13 protein-coding genes are annotated in these 17455 nt (G+C 75.7%); 7 read left to right on the top strand and 6 right to left on the bottom strand.

Annotation, left to right across the window (positions count from 1 at the left end; translation table 11 throughout):
• Positions 1 to 161 precede the first annotated feature (161 nt).
• Complete coding sequence (locus ACFYWG_RS00370; RefSeq protein WP_389198218.1) at positions 162 to 2480, top strand: AAA family ATPase; 2319 nt, start codon at positions 162 to 164, stop codon at positions 2478 to 2480.
• 7 nt (positions 2481 to 2487) lie between these two features.
• Here the strand turns inward: ACFYWG_RS00370 and ACFYWG_RS00365 are convergent, their stop codons facing one another.
• Positions 2488 to 4275 carry a 3-hydroxyacyl-CoA dehydrogenase family protein gene (locus ACFYWG_RS00365; protein WP_389198216.1) on the bottom strand — a complete coding sequence of 596 codons (1788 nt, stop codon included), beginning with the start codon at positions 4273 to 4275 and terminating at the stop codon, positions 2488 to 2490.
• A complete protein-coding gene (gene ccrA / locus ACFYWG_RS00360; protein ID WP_389198214.1) occupies positions 4272 to 5624 on the bottom strand; it encodes a crotonyl-CoA carboxylase/reductase in 1353 nt (450 codons plus the stop codon). The genes ACFYWG_RS00365 and ccrA overlap by 4 nt, the downstream gene beginning before the upstream one ends.
• A 213-nt stretch (positions 5625 to 5837) precedes the next feature.
• On the opposite strand from ccrA, the gene ACFYWG_RS00355 reads away from it, so the two are divergent.
• Both ACFYWG_RS00355 and ACFYWG_RS00350 read left to right on the top strand, forming a co-directional pair.
• The gene (locus ACFYWG_RS00355) at positions 5838 to 6605 is read left to right on the top strand and encodes a thioesterase II family protein (protein ID WP_389198211.1); all 768 of its coding nucleotides are present in this window, start codon (positions 5838 to 5840) and stop codon (positions 6603 to 6605) included.
• Entirely contained in the window at positions 6602 to 7636 is a 1035-nt protein-coding gene (locus ACFYWG_RS00350) for a 3-oxoacyl-ACP synthase III family protein (protein ID WP_389198209.1), read from the top strand. The genes ACFYWG_RS00355 and ACFYWG_RS00350 overlap by 4 nt, the downstream gene beginning before the upstream one ends.
• Positions 7637 to 7652: 16 nt before the next feature.
• On the opposite strand, the gene ACFYWG_RS00345 is transcribed toward ACFYWG_RS00350, so the two are convergent.
• Positions 7653 to 8639: a BTAD domain-containing putative transcriptional regulator gene (locus ACFYWG_RS00345; RefSeq protein WP_389198207.1), complete on the bottom strand. Its 987-nt coding sequence runs from the start codon at positions 8637 to 8639 to the stop codon at positions 7653 to 7655.
• A gap of 120 nt (positions 8640 to 8759) precedes the next feature.
• Between ACFYWG_RS00345 and ACFYWG_RS00340 the strand changes: the two genes are divergently transcribed.
• From ACFYWG_RS00340 to ACFYWG_RS00325, 4 genes are all read left to right on the top strand, one after another.
• Positions 8760 to 8903, top strand: a complete 144-nt coding sequence (locus ACFYWG_RS00340) for a hypothetical protein (protein WP_389198205.1) — start codon at positions 8760 to 8762, stop codon at positions 8901 to 8903.
• A 252-nt stretch (positions 8904 to 9155) separates the two neighbouring features.
• Positions 9156 to 9977 (top strand): BTAD domain-containing putative transcriptional regulator, encoded by an 822-nt coding sequence (locus ACFYWG_RS00335; protein ID WP_389198203.1) that lies wholly within the window; start codon positions 9156 to 9158, stop codon positions 9975 to 9977.
• Positions 9978 to 10076: 99 nt separating this feature from the next.
• Positions 10077 to 10919, top strand: coding sequence for a thioesterase II family protein (locus ACFYWG_RS00330; RefSeq protein WP_389198201.1), 843 nt, complete (start codon positions 10077 to 10079; stop codon positions 10917 to 10919).
• Between the two features lie 226 nt (positions 10920 to 11145).
• Positions 11146 to 12423: an FAD-dependent monooxygenase gene (locus tag ACFYWG_RS00325; protein ID WP_389198199.1), complete on the top strand. Its 1278-nt coding sequence runs from the start codon at positions 11146 to 11148 to the stop codon at positions 12421 to 12423.
• Positions 12424 to 12522: 99 nt separating this feature from the next.
• Here ACFYWG_RS00325 and ACFYWG_RS00320 read toward each other — a convergent pair whose 3' ends face one another.
• From ACFYWG_RS00320 to ACFYWG_RS00310, 3 genes are all read right to left on the bottom strand, one after another.
• Positions 12523 to 13470, bottom strand: coding sequence for an aromatase/cyclase (locus tag ACFYWG_RS00320; RefSeq protein WP_389198197.1), 948 nt, complete (start codon positions 13468 to 13470; stop codon positions 12523 to 12525).
• A 235-nt stretch (positions 13471 to 13705) separates the two neighbouring features.
• Positions 13706 to 15451, bottom strand: coding sequence for an FAD-dependent oxidoreductase (locus ACFYWG_RS00315; protein WP_389199418.1), 1746 nt, complete (start codon positions 15449 to 15451; stop codon positions 13706 to 13708).
• Positions 15451 to 17367: an AMP-binding protein gene (locus tag ACFYWG_RS00310; RefSeq protein ID WP_389198195.1), complete on the bottom strand. Its 1917-nt coding sequence runs from the start codon at positions 17365 to 17367 to the stop codon at positions 15451 to 15453. Before ACFYWG_RS00310 ends, ACFYWG_RS00315 begins: the two co-directional genes overlap by 1 nt.
• Between the last annotated feature and the right edge of the window lie 88 nt (positions 17368 to 17455).

Genomic DNA, 17455 nt, shown 5'->3' with positions numbered 1-17455 from the left:
CGGCTTGAACCATGCCCTGCCACCGGCAGGGCCCGTCCGTCCGACGTGCGCGCGAACGGCTTGAGCGGGGCTCCGGTCCGCTCCCAGCGAGGCTGCCTGCGCCCCGTGCAGACTTCACCGCGGAGGACGGCTGCCGTCCGGGTGGCCTGACGACGGGGGGGATGCCGGTGGAGCTCGCGTGGCGGGACGCGGAACTCGGCCTGCTGGAGGAGCTCCTGGCGGCCGCCCGGAGCGGCGGCGGGGGCCGCGCGGCACTGGTCACGGGCAGCCCCGGCACCGGCAAGAGCGCCCTGCTGGGCGGTCTCGCCGAGCGGGCCGGGCGCTCCGGCGTACTCGTGCTGAGCGCGTCCGCCTCCCCGGCCGAGACCGACCTGCCGCTCGGCGTGGTGGGACAGCTGCTCAGCGGCGCGACCGGCGCCCCGGCACGCACCGCCCACGACCCGGCCGCGCTCCACGACGCCCTGCGCGACCGCGGCGCGGGCGCGCCGGCCGTGGTCCTCGTCGACGACGCCCACCACATGGACGAGGCGTCCGCGCGCTGCCTGCTGTACGTGTGCGGGCGGCTGGCCGGCACCGGGACCGTGCTGGTGCTGAGCGCCCGGCCGGCGTCCCCTCTCCCGGCCGGCCCGCTCCCGTTGCCGCTGGCCGAGTTGCTGAGGCACCCGCGCTGCACGCCCGTGCCGCTCACCGTCCTGGACGAGGAGGGGGTGGCCGGATTCCTGGCCGCACCCGCCGGCGCGGCGATGGACACGGCGACGGCACGGCGGCTCGCGTCCCACTGGCACCGGTTCACCGGCGGGAACCCGCGGCTGCTGCACGGGCTGCTCGACGACCACCGGGCCTGCCGACCGGTGCGGCCCTCCCGTCCGGTGGCGGGCACGGCGTTCCGGCGGGCCGTCACGGACTGCCTGCGCGGTGCGGGGGAGCCGGTGGCGTCGGTCGCGCGTGCCCTGGCCGTACTCGCCGGCACCGCCACGCTCACCCTGCTCGCCCGGCTGCTGGAGCTTCCCGAACGGACCGTCGCGGCCTGCCTGGAGGAGCTGGACGCCGCCGGTCTGCTCGACGGCGGGCGGCTGCGCCACGCGGGGACACGGGCCGCGGTGCTGGAGGAACTGTCGGCGGGGGAGTCCGCCGCGCTGCACACCACGGCGGCCCGGCTGCTGTACGACAACGGCGCCGGACCGGCCTCCGTCGCCCGCCACCTGGTCGCGGCGGACACCACCGGCGGCCGGCCGGCCGCACCCCGGTGGGCCGTGACGCTGCTGGCCGAGGCGGCCCGGCAGGCCCTGGCCGGCGGCGGGGCGCGCCAGGCCGCCGACTTCCTGCGCACCGCCCACCGGTCGGGCGGCGGCGAGGGCGGCGACCTGCTCACGATGCTGGCCCGCGCCGAGTGGGAGGCCGACCCCGCGGCCGTCGTCCGCCACCTGCCGGCCCTCGAACGGGACCTGGCCGCCCGGCGGCCGGACGCCGACGACGCGGCGGGCGCGGTGGGACTGCTGCTGTGGCACGGGCATCCCGCCGCGGCGGCGCGGGCCGTGCCCCGCCTCGGCGCCGTCGACCGGGCGGGCGGGCCGGCGCTGGCGCGCATCCACCGGTATGTCTACCCGACGGCGTACGACGGCGGGGACGACGGCGACGGCCTGGCCGTCCCCGGCCCCGGGCACCCGGACGCGGGCCCGCCCGGGGACATGGGCGAGGTCGCCGAGCGGGTGCTGGCGTCGATCGTCTACGACCAGGCGCCGCCCGCACCCGTCGCCGCCGTCCTGGCCGCCCTGCTGTACGCGGGGGAGACCGGGCGGGCCGCCCGCTGGTGTGCGCTGACGGCCGGCGCCGACCGGTCGCGGGCCACCCCGGCCCGCCGGGCGGTCGCCGCGGCGGCGGCGGCCGTCGTGCACGCCCGCACCGGCGCCCACGACCGCGCGGCCGGGTACGCGGGGCGGGCGCTGTCCCTGCTGTCGCCGGGCGCCTGGGGCGTGGCCATCGGGATGCCGCTGTCCGCGGCCGTGCTGGCCGCGACCCGCACCGGCGCCCACCCGGAGGCGGCGGCCCTGCTGCGCGTCCCGGTGCCGGACGCGATGTTCCGCACCCGGGCGGGGCTGCACTACCTGCTGGCCAGGGGCCACTACCACCTGGCCGTCGACCGGCCCCGGGCCGCCCTGGGCGACTTCCACGCCTGCCGGGACCTGCTGGCCGGATGGCGGCTGGAGCCACGCGGCGCCCTGGACTGGCGCGCTGCCGCCGCCGGCGCGCAGCGGGCCCTGAACGGCGAGGCCGGCGCGGACGGCGGCCCGGCCGCCGGGCTGACCCTGGCCGAGCGGCGGGTCGCGGTGCTGGCAGCCGACGGGTGCACCAACCGGGCCATCGCGGCCCGCCTGTACGTCACGACCAGCACGGTCGAGCAGCACCTGACCCGCATCTACCGCAAGCTGCGCGTGACGTCCCGCTCGGACCTGGCGGCCCTGCTGGCGCACGCACGCTGACGGCCGGTCAGCGGCGGGCGTCGCGTGTGAGCAGCCCGCGCCCGTTCTTGCGGCCCAGCAGCCCGGCGGCCACCAACTCCTCGAGGACCGGCGCCGGTACGTACTCGGGCGTGCGGAAGCGTTCGTACAGCCGGTGCTGGATGGCGAGCGAGACGTCCAGGCCGATCGTGTCCAGGAGCGCGAACGGGCCCATGGGGAAGCCGAACCCCTGCCGGATCGCCTCGTCCGTCCGCGCCGGGTCCACGTCGTGCCGCTCCAGCAGCGCGAGGGCCGCACCCAGGTACGGGAAGAGCAGGCTGTTGACGATGAAGCCGCTGCGGTCCGGGCACTGCACCGCCGTCTTGCCCAGGGTGCCGCAGAAGGCACGCGCCGTGGCGAGCACGCCCGGGTCCACCGTGTCGGTGTGCGCCAGCTCGACCAGCCTCATCACCGGCGCCGGGTTGAAGAAGTGCAGGCCGACGACGTCGGCCGGGCGGCCGGACGCCTCGGCGCACGCGGCGACGGAGAGGCTGGAGGTGGTGGTCGCCAGGACGGTGCCGGGGGCGCACACCGCACCGAGTCCCGCGAACTGCGCGCGCTTGACACTCAGGTCCTCGGCGACCGCCTCGATCACCAGGTCGCAGTCGGCCAGGGCCGCCATGTCGCCGGCGCCGGCGAGCAGTCCGAGAGCCGTCGCCTTGGCCAGGGGGGTGATCCGGCCCCGGCGCACCCCGCGGGTGAGGGAGTCCCCGACGGACTCCAGCGCCTGCCCGGCCCGGTCGGCGTCGCGGGCGACGAGGACCGTGGGGTACCCGGCCGTGGCGGTGACCTCGGCGATGCCGCGCGCCATGGCGCCGGAGCCGAGCACGCCCACCCGCCGCACGGTGGCGGCCGGTGTGTCGTGCGGGCCGTCGGCGGGAGCGGCGAGGGCGCTTCCCGTCTCGTCGTAGGCGTAGAAGCCCTCACCGGTCTTGCGGCCGAGCCGTCCGGTGGCGACCATCCGGCTCAGCAGCGGGGCGGGCTCGAACGCCGTGTCACCGGTGCGCCGCCACAGCCCGGTCAGTTGGGCGTGGACGGTGTCCAGACCCATGCGGTCGAGGGTCTCCAGCGGTCCGGCCGGCAGACCGCAGCCGAGCCGCATCGCGGTGTCGATGTCGTGCCGGGTGGCGTACCCCTCGTCCAGGAGGATCACGGCACGGTTGAGGAAGGCGAGGACCAGGGCGGTCGCGTCGTCCGCCGGGCGGGCGCCGACCGCGACCGGGGTGAGCCCGGTCGATGCCACCAGTTCGTCCACCGCTGCGGCCGCCTCCGCCGAGGTCAGCGCCGTGCGCACCGGCTCGGCGGGGCCGCCGGGGCCGGGCGGGGTGAACAGGCGCAGCCCCGCGACGTCCGCCGGGCGGCCGGCGGCGATGGCCAGACGGGTGACGGACAGCGTGGACGTGGTGGTCACGATCGGTGTGCCGGGCGGGCAGACGGAGGTGATCGTGCGCAGGACCCGTGTCTTGGCGGCCTGGTCGTCGGGGACGGCCTCGACGACCACGCCGGCCGCGCGCAGCGCCGTGTGGTCGGCGGTGAGGACGACCTCGGGGCCACCCGGCCGGGAGCCGGTGCCGCGCGGGTGCGGAGTCCCGGCCGTGGCGGTGGCGGCCTTGAGCCGGCCGGCCACGCGGGTCAGGGCGTCGAGGTCGGTGTCGACGGCCACCACGGTGTGGCCCGCGCGGTGCAGCAGGTGCACGAGGGCTTCACCGAGGGAGCCGAGGCCGACGACGGCCGTCACCGTTCCCGGCGGGGGCGCCGTGATCTGTGGCTCTGTCATGAGGTCTGCGCCGCCCTTTCCCTGAAGCGGTTGATGGCGTGGACGTGCCGGTCGCGCATCTCCTCGTCCCGCACGCCCAGCCCCTCGCGGGGGGCGAGGGCCAGGACGCCGACCTTGCCCTGGTGCAGGTTGCGGTGGACCTCGTAGGCGGCCTGGCCGGTGTCCTCCAGGGAGTACACCTTGGACAGGGTGGGGTGGATCCTGCCCTTGGCGATGAGGCGGTTGGCCTCCCAGGCCTCGCGGTAGTTGGCGAAGTGCGAGCCGACGATGCGCTTGAGGGACATCCACAGGTAGCGGTTGTCGTACTCGTGCAGGTAGCCCGAGGTGGAGGCGCAGGTGGTGATGGTGCCGCCCTTGCGCGTGACGAAGACGGACGCGCCGAAGGTCTCCCGGCCCGGGTGCTCGAAGACGATGTCGACGTCCTCGCCGCCGGTGAGTTCGCGGATGCGCTTGCCGAAGCGCTTCCACTCCTTGGGGTCCTGGGTGTTCTCGTCCTTCCAGAACTTGTAGCCCTCGGCGGTGCGGTCGATGATCGCCTCGGCGCCCATCGCCCGGCAGATGTCCGCCTTCTCGGGGGACGAGACGACACAGACGGGGGTGGCCCCGCCGGCCAGCGCCAGCTGGGTGGCGTAGGACCCCAGGCCGCCGCTCGCGCCCCAGATCAGGACGTTGTCGCCCTGCTTCATGCCGGCGCCGTTGCGGGAGACCAGCTGGCGGTAGGCGGTGGAGTTCACCAGGCCGGGGGCGGCGGCCTCCTCCCAGCTCAGGTGCTCCGCCTTGGGCATGAGCTGGTTGGACTTGACCAGCGCCAACTGGGCCAGGCCGCCGAAGTTGGTCTCGAAGCCCCAGATGCGCTGCTCCGGGTCGAGCATCGTGTCGTCGTGGCCGTCCGCCGACTCCAGCTCCACCGACAGGCAGTGCGCGACCACCCTGTCGCCGGGCTTCCAGCGGTTGACCCCGGGGCCGGTGCGCAGCACCACACCCGCGAGGTCGGAGCCGAGGACGTGGTACGGCTGGTCGTGGCGGGCCGTGGCCGGGGAGAGCCGCGCGTAGCGCTCCAGGAACCCGAAGGTCGGCAGCGGCTCGAAGATCGAGCTCCACACGGTGTTGTAGTTGACCGAACTGGCCATCACCGCCACCAGGGCCTCGCCGGCCGACGGCAGCGGGACCGGGATGTCCTGGACCCGCAGCGACTTGCGGGGATCCTTGTCCACGGACGCCATGCCCTCGAACATGCCGGTGTCCTCCTTGCGGACGACGGAGCCGCGGTAGCTCTCCGGGAGGCGCAGCTCCGCGAAGTCCCGCGGCGTCGCGTCCTCGCAGAGAAGCGCACTGATGATCTCGTCCACGTGAGTTCCCTGATTCCCTTGAGAGCCGAGGCGAGCGAAGCGGGCCACTGCCTACCAGCGTCGGGCGGCGCGGGGCGGCGGGGCACCCCTGACCGACCCCTCAACGCGCGCACCCCGTGCAGGGGCGGACCAGGGGTCGGTTAGGGGAGGGCCGGGGGTGCCGCTCCCGCTCATCCTGGGCCAAGGCACCTCTCGCATCGGCTAGGAGAACTCATGACGGGAATCCCCGGCGACAGCCCCTGGTTCAGGAACTACCGCCCCGCTCCCGACGCGCCCGTACGCCTGGTGTGCCTGCCGCACGCCGGTGGCTCGGCCAGCTTCTACTTCCCCGTGGCACGCGCACTCTCGCCACGCGTCGAGGTGCTGGCCGTCCAGTACCCGGGGCGTCAGGACCGGCGCACGGAGCCGGCCGTCGCGGACCTCCACACCCTGGCCGACCGGATCGCCGGGGCGCTCGGGCCGTGCACCGACCGGCCGTACGCCCTGTTCGGGCACAGCATGGGCGCCGTACTCGGCTTCGAGGTGGCCCGCCGTCTGGAGGCCGCGGGCAACGGCCCCGCCGAGCTGTTCGTCTCGGGCCGCCGCGCCCCCGGTGTGGATCGCACCGACGAATGGCACCCCGAGAGCGACGAGGAGGTCGTCGCCGAGATCCGCAAGCTGAACGGGACTGGCGACGCGCTCCTCGACGACGCAGAGACGCTGCAGATGATCCTCCCGGCGCTCCGCTCCGACTACCGGGCGGTGCGCGGCTACCGCTACCGGCCGGGACCCGCCCTGGACTGCCCCGTCACCGCCTTCACCGGCGACCGCGACCCGCGTGCCGGCGTCGACGAGGTGGCGGCCTGGGCGAACCACACCCGGTCCGGCTTCGCTCTGCGGGTCCTGCCCGGCGGCCACTTCTTCCTCGTGGATCAGCAGGCCGAGGTGCTGGGCACGGTCGAGGACCGCCTGCTGAGGACCGCGGCGGTGACGCCGCGGTGACCGTCTACTCGCGGGCCGCCGGCCGGACCGGCATCCTCGGCACCGGCTCCTACCTGCCCGAGGAGGTCGTCCCCAACGAGACGGTGGCGGCCCGGGCCGGGGTGACCGCCGAATGGATCGAGCGCAAGACCGGCGTCCGCGAGCGACGTTACGCCGCCGCCCACGAGGCCGCGTCGGACCTCGCGGCCGCGGCCGCCGTGCGGGCCCTGGCCGACGCCGGGGCCGAGCCGGACGACCTCGCCTGGATCGTCGTGGCGACCTCCACCCCGGACCATCCGCAGCCCGCCACGGCCGCGCTCGTGCAGCACCGGATCGGGGCGCACCGTGCCGCGGCCTTCGACGTGAACGCCGTCTGCGCGGGGTTCGTCACCGCGCTGCACACCGGTGCCCAGTTGCTGGCCGCGCCGGGGCCGGACGGGCAACGGCGCCTGGCGCTCGTCATCGGCACCGAGGTGTACTCGCGCATCATCGACCGGACCGACCGCAGGACCGCCCCGCTGTTCGGCGACGGGGCCGGAGCCGTGGTGCTCGGACCGGTGGGCGAGGGCCGCGGTCTGGTGGGCACCGGCATGAGGACCGACGGTCACCTGCACGGGCTGATCGGGGTCACGGCCGGAGGCAGCAGGGAGCCCGCCACGGAGAAGTCGGTCGCGCGCGGCGACCACTTCTTCCGGATGCAGGGCCGTGCCGTACGCGATTTCGTGGAGCGGGAGCTGCCCCCGGCGGTCGCGGGCACTCTCACCGCTTTCGGCGTGACGGCCGGTCAGGTCGATCACTTCGTGCCGCACCAGGCCAACGGGGACATGCTGCGCTCGGTCGCCGGGCTGCTCGGGCTGGTCTCGGCACGGGTGCATCTGCCGGTGGACCGGCACGGCAACACCGGTGCGGCCTCCATCCCGCTCGCCCTGGACCATGCCCGCCGGGGGGCCGGGCCGGAGGGCGACCGGTTGCGGGACGGGGAGCTGGTGCTGCTCGCCGGGTTCGGCGGGGGGATGACGCTCGGGACGACGCTGCTGCGGTGGGGGCGCTGACGGCGCGCCGCTTCGGCTAGGTCGTCGCCGGAAGGTGGGCGACCAGCGCGTCGAAGCGGCGTACCAGGGCTTCCTGGCAGCGGTTGAGCTCGTCGATGCGCTCCTGGAGGCGGGCGATCTCGCCGCCCAGTGCGAGGGCGTCGGTGAGGGTCGCGGCGGGATGACCGCCGGCGGCCGGGGCGACAGGGGCGGACAGGGCGGGGGCGTGGTTGAGGATCGCCTCCATGCGGGCGCGCAGCGCGGGACCCGGTTCGATGCCGAGGGCATCCACCAGGCGGCGGCGGGCGCGTTCGTACACGCCGAGGGCCTCCGCCTGGCGCCCGCTGCGGTAGAGGGCGACCATCAGCAGGTCGTAGAAGCGTTCGCGCAGCGGGTGGTCGGCGGTGAGCTTCTCCAGCTCGCCGGTGATCTCGCCGTGGCGGGCGCAGCGCAGGCTCGCCTCGTACAGCGCCTCCAGGGCGGCGAGCCGGTTCTCCTCCAGCGTGTCCGCCTCGCCGGTGCAGATCGGGCCGTAGCGGCTGTCGGCGAGGGCGGGACCGCGCCACAGGGACAGGGCGCGGCGCAACAGCCGGGCGGCGTACGAGGGGTCGGCGGTGACGGCGGCGCGGCCCTGTGCGGACAGGCGGTTGAAGCGCTGTACGTCGGTGGTGGCGCCGCGCAGGCTCAGCAGGTAGCCGGTGGGCAGGGTGCTGATCCACTCGTGGCCGTGCTCGGGCAGCAGGCGGCGCAGCCGGCCCACGTGGGCCTGGAGGGCGTTGGCGGCGTTGGCGGGCGGCCGGTCGCCCCACAGTTCCTCGGTGAGCTGGTCGACGGAGAGCAGCCGGTCGGCGTGCAGGACGAGCGCGGACAGCAGGGCGCGCTGCTTGGAGCCCGGCGGGACGATGACGGCGTCCGTGGCGCCGTCGCGCAGCTCCACGGGGCCCAGCAGCCGGAACTCGATATCGCCGGACGCCCCTTGGGGGGCGGCGGGGGCGGGAGCCGATGCGCTGCCCGGGACCGTCATCGGGGCGTCGCGGGGGCGTCGGGCGGACGCACGTCCCGGCCGGTGGGGAGGCGGCACGGCCGGTCGCGGCAGGCCGGGCGGGAACCACCGGCGTGGTGGAACACGAACGGGCGCAGTTCCATGCGGGGCTCCCTGGTGCTGGTGCTGGTGCTGGTGCTGGTGCTGGCGGTGGCCGGCGTCGGCGGCGGTCCGGCCGGCCGAGGGGCGGGCCGTCCGGCGCGGATCACGGAAGATCGAGAACCGGTCACCGGCGGGCGGCGGTGAGGGGACCCGGTCCGGGGACGATATCCGCGGCTTCGGGGTGGCGGCAGGGTGTGCGAGCACCGTTCCAGCGGACGTACAAGCGTTCTCGAGCAGAGTGGACACCGCGGGCGAGGCCCGTGTGTGGAGAGTCGCTTGAACGCTACTGGAGATCCCGGGGGACAGCGCGGGAACGGGGCTAGCGTGCTCGACGGCCGACGGCTTCTAGCCAACGAGGGGTCTCTCGACCACTCGACCGGTACGGGGAGGAAACCAGTGGAGATACAGGTTCTGGGTCCGTTGAGCGCCGACGTCAACGGGATCTCGATCGTTCCGACCGCGGGCAAGCCGAGGCAGATCCTCGCCCTGCTCGCCTTCTATCCCGGCCGGGTGATGCCCGTGCCCACGCTCATGGAGGAGATCTGGGGCACCGAGATGCCGCAGAGCGCCATGACGACCATGCAGACGTACATCCTCCAGCTGCGCCGCCGGCTCGGCACCGCCATGGGGCCCGACGCCCCCGGCACGGCCAAGGAGGTGCTGGCCACCCGGCACGGCGGCTATCTGCTGCAGGTTCCGCAGGACAGCGTCGACGTGCACCGCTACGAGCAGTTGGTGACGGCCGGTCAGGCCGCCCTGGAGAGCGGCGACGACGAGAAGGCCGCGGACCTGTTCCGCGACGCGCTCGCCATGTGGCAGGGCCCCGCACTGGTCGACGTACGGGTCGGTCCCATCCTGGAGATCGAGGTGCTGCGGCTCGAAGAGAGCCGCCTGGTCACCGTCGAGCGCCGGATCGACGCCGACCTGCGGCTCGGCCGGCACGCCGAGCTCCTGGCCGAGCTGACCGACCTGGTCGCCCGTCACCCCCAGCACGAAGGGCTGCACGCCCAGGCGATGGTGGCGCTGTACCGCTCCGGCCGCCAGGCCACCGCGCTGGACGTCTACCGCCGTCTGCGCGGCCGCCTGATCGAGGAGCTGGGCGTCGAACCGTCCCCGCAGCTGCAGCGGCTGCACCAGGCGATGCTCACCGTGGACCCGGCGCTCGACCAGGTCTGCGGGCCGCGACGCACCTCCACCTTCAACCTCTACGCCGTCTGAGCCCGAGCGCCGCTCGAGCCGGACGCCCGAGGCTGAGGCGGACGCGTACGGCCACAGGTGCGGCAGGGCCGCAGGGGCCGCAGGAGAAGGGACCAGCCCATGCCCGACGCACAGCCGGTGTCGCTGCACTGCTTCGCGCACGCCGGGGCCGGGGTCTCGGCGTTCCACGGCTGGCCGGCCCGGCTCGGCCCCGGCACGGTGCCCGTGCCGCACCTGCTGCCCGGGCGCGACCGCCGGCGCCGCGAGCCCCGCGCGACCACGCGTGAGGCGCTGCTGGCCGACCTGTTCGACGGCTTCCGGGCGCCGAGCGGTCCGTATGTGCTCTACGGGCACAGCCTCGGCGCGATGGTCGCCTACACCCTCGCCCGTGCCCTGCACGAGGCCGGGCTGCCGACGCCCGCGCTGCTCGCGGTGGGCGCGTGTCCGCCGCCGGACGCCGCCTCCGAACTCGCCGACGCGTGCCGGGAGTCCCCGGACCGGCTGCTGGAGGTGCTCGACTCCGCGGGTGCGGTGCCCGAGGGCGCCCACCCGGGCGGTCTGTGGCACCGCGCGGTGCTGCCGGTGCTGCGCGACGACCTGGCGCTCGCCGACAGCCTGCGGCGCGCCGCCCGTGCGCCCGTGGCGGGTGGCCCGTTCGCCGTGCCGCTGCTGACGGTCGCGGGCGACGGCGACCCGCTGGCGCCGCCCGCCGCGATGGTGGGCTGGGCCCGCTGGAGCGGGGGGCCGGTGGTGCACCACACGGTCGCCGGTGACCACTTCTTCCTCCGGGGGCACGCGCTGCCCGGCCTCCTCGGCCGGGCCTGCCGGGTCGTCGCCCGGTCGCCCGCTGCGGCCGCTGCCGGACCGGGTGCGGCCGCAGCGGCCGGTGCCGGGGACCCGCCGGCCGCGGGCGCCGTGCCGGCCGTGGCCGGAGCGTCGTCCGGCGCCGTCGCGCACGGTTAGGCGGCGCGGTGCGTGGGGTGGTTGGCCCTGTCACCCGACAGCCGTCACCCCTCACCCGTCCCCCGACAGCTGTCACCCACCCGCCGATCCGCCGACCCGCAGGAGATGAGGTACACCGTGGAGCGCCTGGAACTCGACCGGCTCACCGAACATCTGCGCTACGGCCCGCCGCCCCGCTACCGGGCGCCGTCCTCGCGCGCCGCGGCATGACGGGGGGACCACGGTCATGGCCTCGCTGCGCGTACCCCCGATGAACCGTGCCGACGACGTGCGCGTCGACGTCTGCGTGGTCGGCGCGGGCCCCGCCGGGCTCGCGCTCACCCTGATGCTGCTGCGCTCCGGAGCCGAGGTCGCCCTGGTGGAGCGTTCCACCGGGCTGCGCCGCGACTTCCACGGGGAGATCCTCCAGCCCGGCGGCCAGCGCGTCCTCGACGAGCTGGGCGTGCTGGACTCCGCCCGTGCCCGCGGCGCCCGGGAGCTCGACGGGTTCCAGGTGCTCCAGGACGAGCGGGTGCTGCTCGACATCGACTACCGGCGTCTGCCGGCGCCGTACGACCGCCTGCTCGCGCTGCCCCAGCGGCATCTGCTGGGCGAACTCCTCGACGCCTGCCGCGCCCTGCCCGGTCTCACCCTGCTGGAGGGGTACCGGGCGGGGGCCCTGGTGCGGGAGCGTGGGCAGGTCGCCGGGGTGGTGGCGCGCCGGCGCGGCGCGGCCTCCGCCACGGTGCGGGCCCGGGTCGTGGTCGGCGCCGACGGCCGCTACTCGCAGGTGCGGACGCTCGCCGGGATCGGCGCCCGCCGCCGGGAGGCGTTCGACCAGGACGTCGCCTGGTTCACGCTGCCCGCGCCGGGCCGCGCGATCGGTGCGGTACGGGTGTACCGCAGCGAGGGCGGGGCCGTGCTCGTGCACGACACCCACCCCGACCGGCTGCGCGTCGGCTGGACCCTGCCGCACCGCACCTGGAGCCGGGTCGCGGCCCGGGGCATCGAGGAGATGCGCGGGGGACTGGCCGCCGCGCTGCCCCCCTTCGCCGACCTGATCCACGGGCACCTCGGCTCGCTGCAGGACCTCCACCTGCTGGACGTGTTCGCCGCGCAGGCCGACGAGTGGGTGGGCGACGGGCTGATGCTCGTCGGCGACAGTGCCCACACCCACGGGCCGATCGGCGCCCAGGGCATCAACCTCGCGCTCCAGGACGCGGCGGCCGCGCACCCCGTGCTGCTGGACGCCGTGCGCGCCGGTGACGCGCGCCGGGAACGGCTGCTGCCCTACGAGCGGCGGCGCCGGCCGGTGGCGGCGGCCGTGCACCGGATGCAGCGGGTACAGGCGAAGGCGCTGCTCGGGCGTGGCGGCCCGGTCACCACATGGGTGCGGGCACGGGCGGCCTCGTGGGTGACCCGTTCCCCGGCCGGGGCCCGCATCACGCGCCGCATCGCCTACGGCGGTGACGCCGCCCGGGTGCACGAGGAGCTGTTCGCCGTCCCGGCGGGAGACGCGGTCTGACGACCCGGCCTCGCGAGGACCGGGGCGGCCGCGTCGTCCGCCGGGCGGGGCCGGACACCGCCGGGTGTCCGGCCCCGCGGTCCGTCACCGGTGGCGGCCTCAGCCCGTGCGCGCTGCCGACTCCGCGTGGCGGCGCGCCAGTTCGAGGGTGGCCGTGGAGTTGCGGCCCAGGGCCTCGCGGACGTGGCGCCGGGCCTGGGCGAGGTCGGCGCCGGGACCCAGGACGCGTTCGACGGCGTCCTCGCGCAGCAGCACGCTGTGCTGCGACACCGCCGTCACGCCGGTCGCGTCCGACATCACCGACCACTCACCGGTGTGCGCCTCCATCAGCGCCGGGGTGACGGTCTGCTTGTAGACGATGCGGCCCGCGTGCGGGAAGCACACGCGCACCGACTCGGTGGAGTGCGACGACCCGTCCGCCGTCAGCGTGTCCATCCTCATCACCTGCACGCCGGGTGTGTCCTCCGTCAGGTCCAGCCGCGACACGTGCGGAATCAGCCGGGGCCAGTCACCGACGCGGTACAGGAAGTCGTAGACCGCCTCCTCGGAGGCGTCGATGTGCACCGAGTCCTCGAAGGAGAGGACCAGTTCGTCGAAGCGCGTCCAGCGTTCCGCGAGATTCCTCAGGCCGGCCAGTTCCGCACGGGCGTTGGCGTCGAGGGCCTGCTCCACCCAGACGGCGTCCTCGGCCCGGTCGCCGTGCACCGTGAAGTCGTGCGACAGCGTCAGCCGGGTGGTCCCGCCCCCGAGCTCCTCGATCTGCCAGATGCCCAGCATCGACTCCACCGGGGCCTGCGGATGCGACTGGCGGAACTCGATGCGCCGGGTCTGCGGGTCCTGCAGGCGCTGGGAGATCCACGAGCGGACCTCGCCGCCCGCGGTGGCCCACATCCGCAGCCGTTCGTTCGTGCCGTCGAACTCCAGCCGCTCCACGTGCACGTTCGGCGGGAAGAACAGCGGCCAGCGCACCGCGTCCGAGATCAGCCCGTACACGACGCCGGCCGGGGCGGCCACCTCCGTCGAGTGCGACGTACGGTTCACGCGCATGCCCGCCACCACGAACACCTCCGCTTCCCTGTGCCCGGTCCGCGGCGGACCGGGGTCGTGTCGACAAGATCCGGGCCCGGAAGGTCCCGGGCCCGCCACGGACGACGAGCGCCCGCACGGACTGCCACGGCCGGGGGCCCGGTCGTGCCCCGGGCGGCGCTGCGTCCCCGCCGCCCCCCGGGCCGCGGGCATCGAGGTCCCCCGCGACCGGGGCAGAGGAAGGCCGCGGTCACGTTCACAGCTCCTTCGGCCGCGGCACGGGGGCGGGAAGGACGAGGCCGGGTTCGCGCCGGGCCTCACCGGCCAGCCGCGTCGTCGGGCGCAGCGGGGCCAGCGCCCGCTCCAGGGCGGGCCGGGTGAGGACGCCGCCGCGGGCGGCGACATAGCCGTCGGGGCGCACCAGCAGCCAGCAGCCGGCCGCCAGGCCGAGCGCGCGGCGCAGCGACGCGCCGGGGTCGGCGAGCGGGGCGGGACCGTCGGCGGGTGTGCCGCCGACGGTCCTGACGGACAGCCACTCGCCGTACTGCACGGCCGCCGTCACGGCGACGCCGCCGGGCACGTCACGGGGGCCGGCGCCCCCCGCGGCGAGCAGCAGCGTCCAGCGCGGGTCGCGCAGTTCGTCGTGCAGGGCGCGGCAGCCGGGGGAGCGGGGATCGTGCACCGGCGCGGCCGTGACCCGCTCGCCGGGGCGGGGCCGGGAGCGCGACGCGGGCAGGGTGCCCGCCACCACGACCGGCCCGACCCCGGAGACGTAGTGGTAGGACTCGACGGTCGTCAGGGGGGAGTCGGCGTAGCCGATGCGCAGCCCGGACATGCCGCCGAGGACCTTGCGCTGGATGGCCTTGCGCAGCGGGCTCAGGGCGCGCACGGCGGCGAAGACGACCGGCAGCGCCGCGGAGGCGAGCAGGTTCTTCAGCTGGACCAGGAAGGTGGCGGTGCGGGTGGAGCCCAGCAGCTGCCGCCCGATCGGCACGCGCTCGCGGCTGTAGCTGTCCAGCAGGGCGCGTCCGGCGTGGCCCTGCTCGACCTGGGCGAGCTTCCAGGCGAGGTTGTACGCCTCCTGCACGCCGGTGTTCATGCCCTGCCCCGAGGCGGGGCTGTGCACATGGGCGGCGTCCCCGGCGACGAGGACCCGGCCCTGCTGCATGCGCTCGACCATGCGCTGCTGGAAGGTGAACACACTGGTCCACTCCGGCTCGCCGACGCGCACCCCGTGGCCCAGACCGGCCGACAGCTTGGCACCGAGCCGCTCGGCGACCTCGCCGGCCGTCACGTCCGCGGCGTCCTGCGCGGGTGCGGTGTCCAGCAGCCGCCAGTGGCCCTCGCGGGCGTAGGGCACCATCATCGTCGCCTGGCCGCCCGTGTGCGCCCAGTAGATGGTGTCGGGCGGCAGGTCGGTGTCCACGGGCGCGTCGGCGAGCATCCAGCGTTCGCTGGACTCGCCGATCAGCTCCAGGCCGAGCTGCTTGCGCACGGTGCTGTGCCCGCCGTCGCAGCCGATCAGCCAGGACGTCTCCACGACCTCCGTGCGGCCGTCGCGCTCCAGCCGCAGCAGCACCCGCTCCTCGTCCTGCTCGAACGAGGTCAGCCGGGTGCCCCACTCGATCTGCACGCCGAGCCGGGCCACCGCGAGCCGCAGCACGGCCTCGGTGTCCTGCTGCGCGGCGATCAGCGAGTACGGGTAGGACGTCGGCATCGACGAGTAGTCCGCCTCCAGCCGCACCAGACGGCGTCCGCCGGCGTACATGGTGAACGCCCGGTTCGCGCGGCCCCGCGGCAGCAGCTCGTCGACGACGCCCATCTGCGCGAACGTCTCCAGCGTGCGCGGGTGCACCGCCACGGCCCGGCTGGTGCGCGCCGGCTGCCCGGCGGCGTCCACCAGACGCACGGTGACCCCGCGGCGGGCGAGCTCATGGGCGGCGGTCAGGCCGACCGGGCCCGCGCCCACGACGACGGCCTGGGGCCTGCCGGGACGGGACATCACGCGCTCGCCCCGACCGTCTCGTACAGGCCCGGCTCGGGGGTGGCCAGCGGGCCGAGGCCCTTGACGAGGGACTGGAACTCCTCGCTGCGCACGGCCCTGCCGTGAGCGGCGGCGTCCTGCCACACGGCCAGCTCGAGGAACACGTTCGGCTGTCCGGCGTGGCGCAGGGTCTGGTGGCTGACGTAGCCGGGCTGGGCCGACATGTAGGAGGTCAGCCTCTCCTTCACGGCGAGGAAGGCGTCGACGTCGCCGTGCACGGTCAGCTTGTTGACGAAGGTCACCATGGTCTGCTCCTGACGGTGGGGGTGGGGCGAAGGGACGGATGCCGGGGCGGGGCCGCCTGCCGTGAGCCGGTCCCGGACCAGGCGGCGGGCCGGCTTGCCGGTGGGGGTGCGCGGTACGGCGTCGAGGGCCTCGGTCACGCGGACGCGTTCGAAGGCGGCGAGGTGTTCGTTGGCGCGTGCGGCGACCGACTCCAGGGTCTGCGCCACCGTGCCGGGTTCCTGGGCGGCCGCGTCCGGGACGAGGACGACGCCCGCCCACACCACGCCGCCGTGCTCGCCGTCCGGCAGGCCCGCGACCACGCAGTCGGCGACGCGCGGGTCCGTCGCGAGGACGCGTTCGACCCGGCTGGGGGAGACGATCTCGTTGTCGTACTTGAAGACGTCGTCGACCCGGTCGACCAGCCACAGCACACCGTCCTCGTCGACGCGGCCGAGGTCGCCGGTGGAGAACCAGCCGTCCTGGTCGAGGTGGGCGCCGGGCCGTTCGCCGAGGTAGCCGGCCATCAGCTGGGGGCCCTTGACCTGGACCTCGCCGGTGCACCGGACGCCGACGGGGCGGCGGGTGGTGAGGTCCACGAGCCGGCAGTCGGTGCCCGGCACGGGTGTGCCGACGGCGCCGGGGCGGTGGCGGCCGGGCCGCTGGAAGTGGGTGAGCGGGGACAGTTCGGCCATGCCGTAGCCCTGGACGACGGGTACGCCGAGGGCGTCGCCCAGGACGCGCGCCGCCGAGGGCATCAGCGCCGAGCCGCCGGAGAGGACGGCGGTCAGCCGCTCGCCGCCGCGGGCCGCGCGCGGCAGGCGGGGCAGACGCGCGTCGGCGGCCAGGCGGTGCAGCCGCGCGGGCAGCCCGTAGTAGTGGGTGACCCCGCAGGCCGCGGCCACGGCCAGCGACACCACCGGGTCGGGATCCTGGCACAGCACCTGGCAGGCGCCCGCGTCCAGGGCGGAGTTCAGGTGCATCACGTGGTACAGCGGCAGGTGGTTCAGCGTGACGGACGCGGGGCCCAGGCCGTGGGCGAGCGCGGTCTGCCGGGCGTTGGCCACCAGGTTGCGGTGGGTGAGCAGCACGCCCTTGGGGCGGCCGGTGGTGCCGGTGGTGAACTGCACGCACGCCACCGCGTCCAGGTCGGCACCGCTGTCCTCGGCGACCGGCGCACCGGACTCCAGCACGGCGTCCAGCGGCAGGCACCCGTCCGGGACCACGCCGTCGGGGGCGTCGGTCACCACCAGGGTGAGCGGCCGGGGCAGCCCGCCGCGCAGCTTCGCCAGCCGCCCCGCGGTGGCGGACGGCGCCAGCACCAGCTCGGCCGCGGACTCGGTGACGACATGCCGCAGCCCGTCGTCGCCGATCAGTGGATTGATCAGGACGACGGTCGCCCCGGCCCGGGCCACACCGTGGTAGGCGGCGGCGAAGACGGGGTCGAGAGCGCCGGCGACCCCGACGCGTGCGCCCGGCCTGCGGCCGGTCTCACGTCGTACGAACGCGGCGATCCGATCGGCCCGCGCGTCCAGTTCGCCGAAGGTCAGCGCGGTGTCCGCGGTGCGCACGGCGATGCCCTCGGGGTCGCGGGCGGCCGCCGAGCGCAGCAGACCGTCCACCGTCAGGGCGGGAGGGGTGAAGTTCGGCACGGCTGGTGGTCCTCCGGATCTCGGCGGGCGATGGGGGCCCGCTGGGCGTTCCCGGACGCCTCCCACGGTCTGCCGGATCGCTTGAGGA

The sequence above is a fragment of the Streptomyces sp. NPDC003456 genome, from assembly GCF_042878735.1.
Classification (GTDB): Bacteria; Actinomycetota; Actinomycetes; order Streptomycetales; family Streptomycetaceae; genus Streptomyces.
This window is presented reverse-complemented; position numbering and strand designations above follow the sequence as displayed.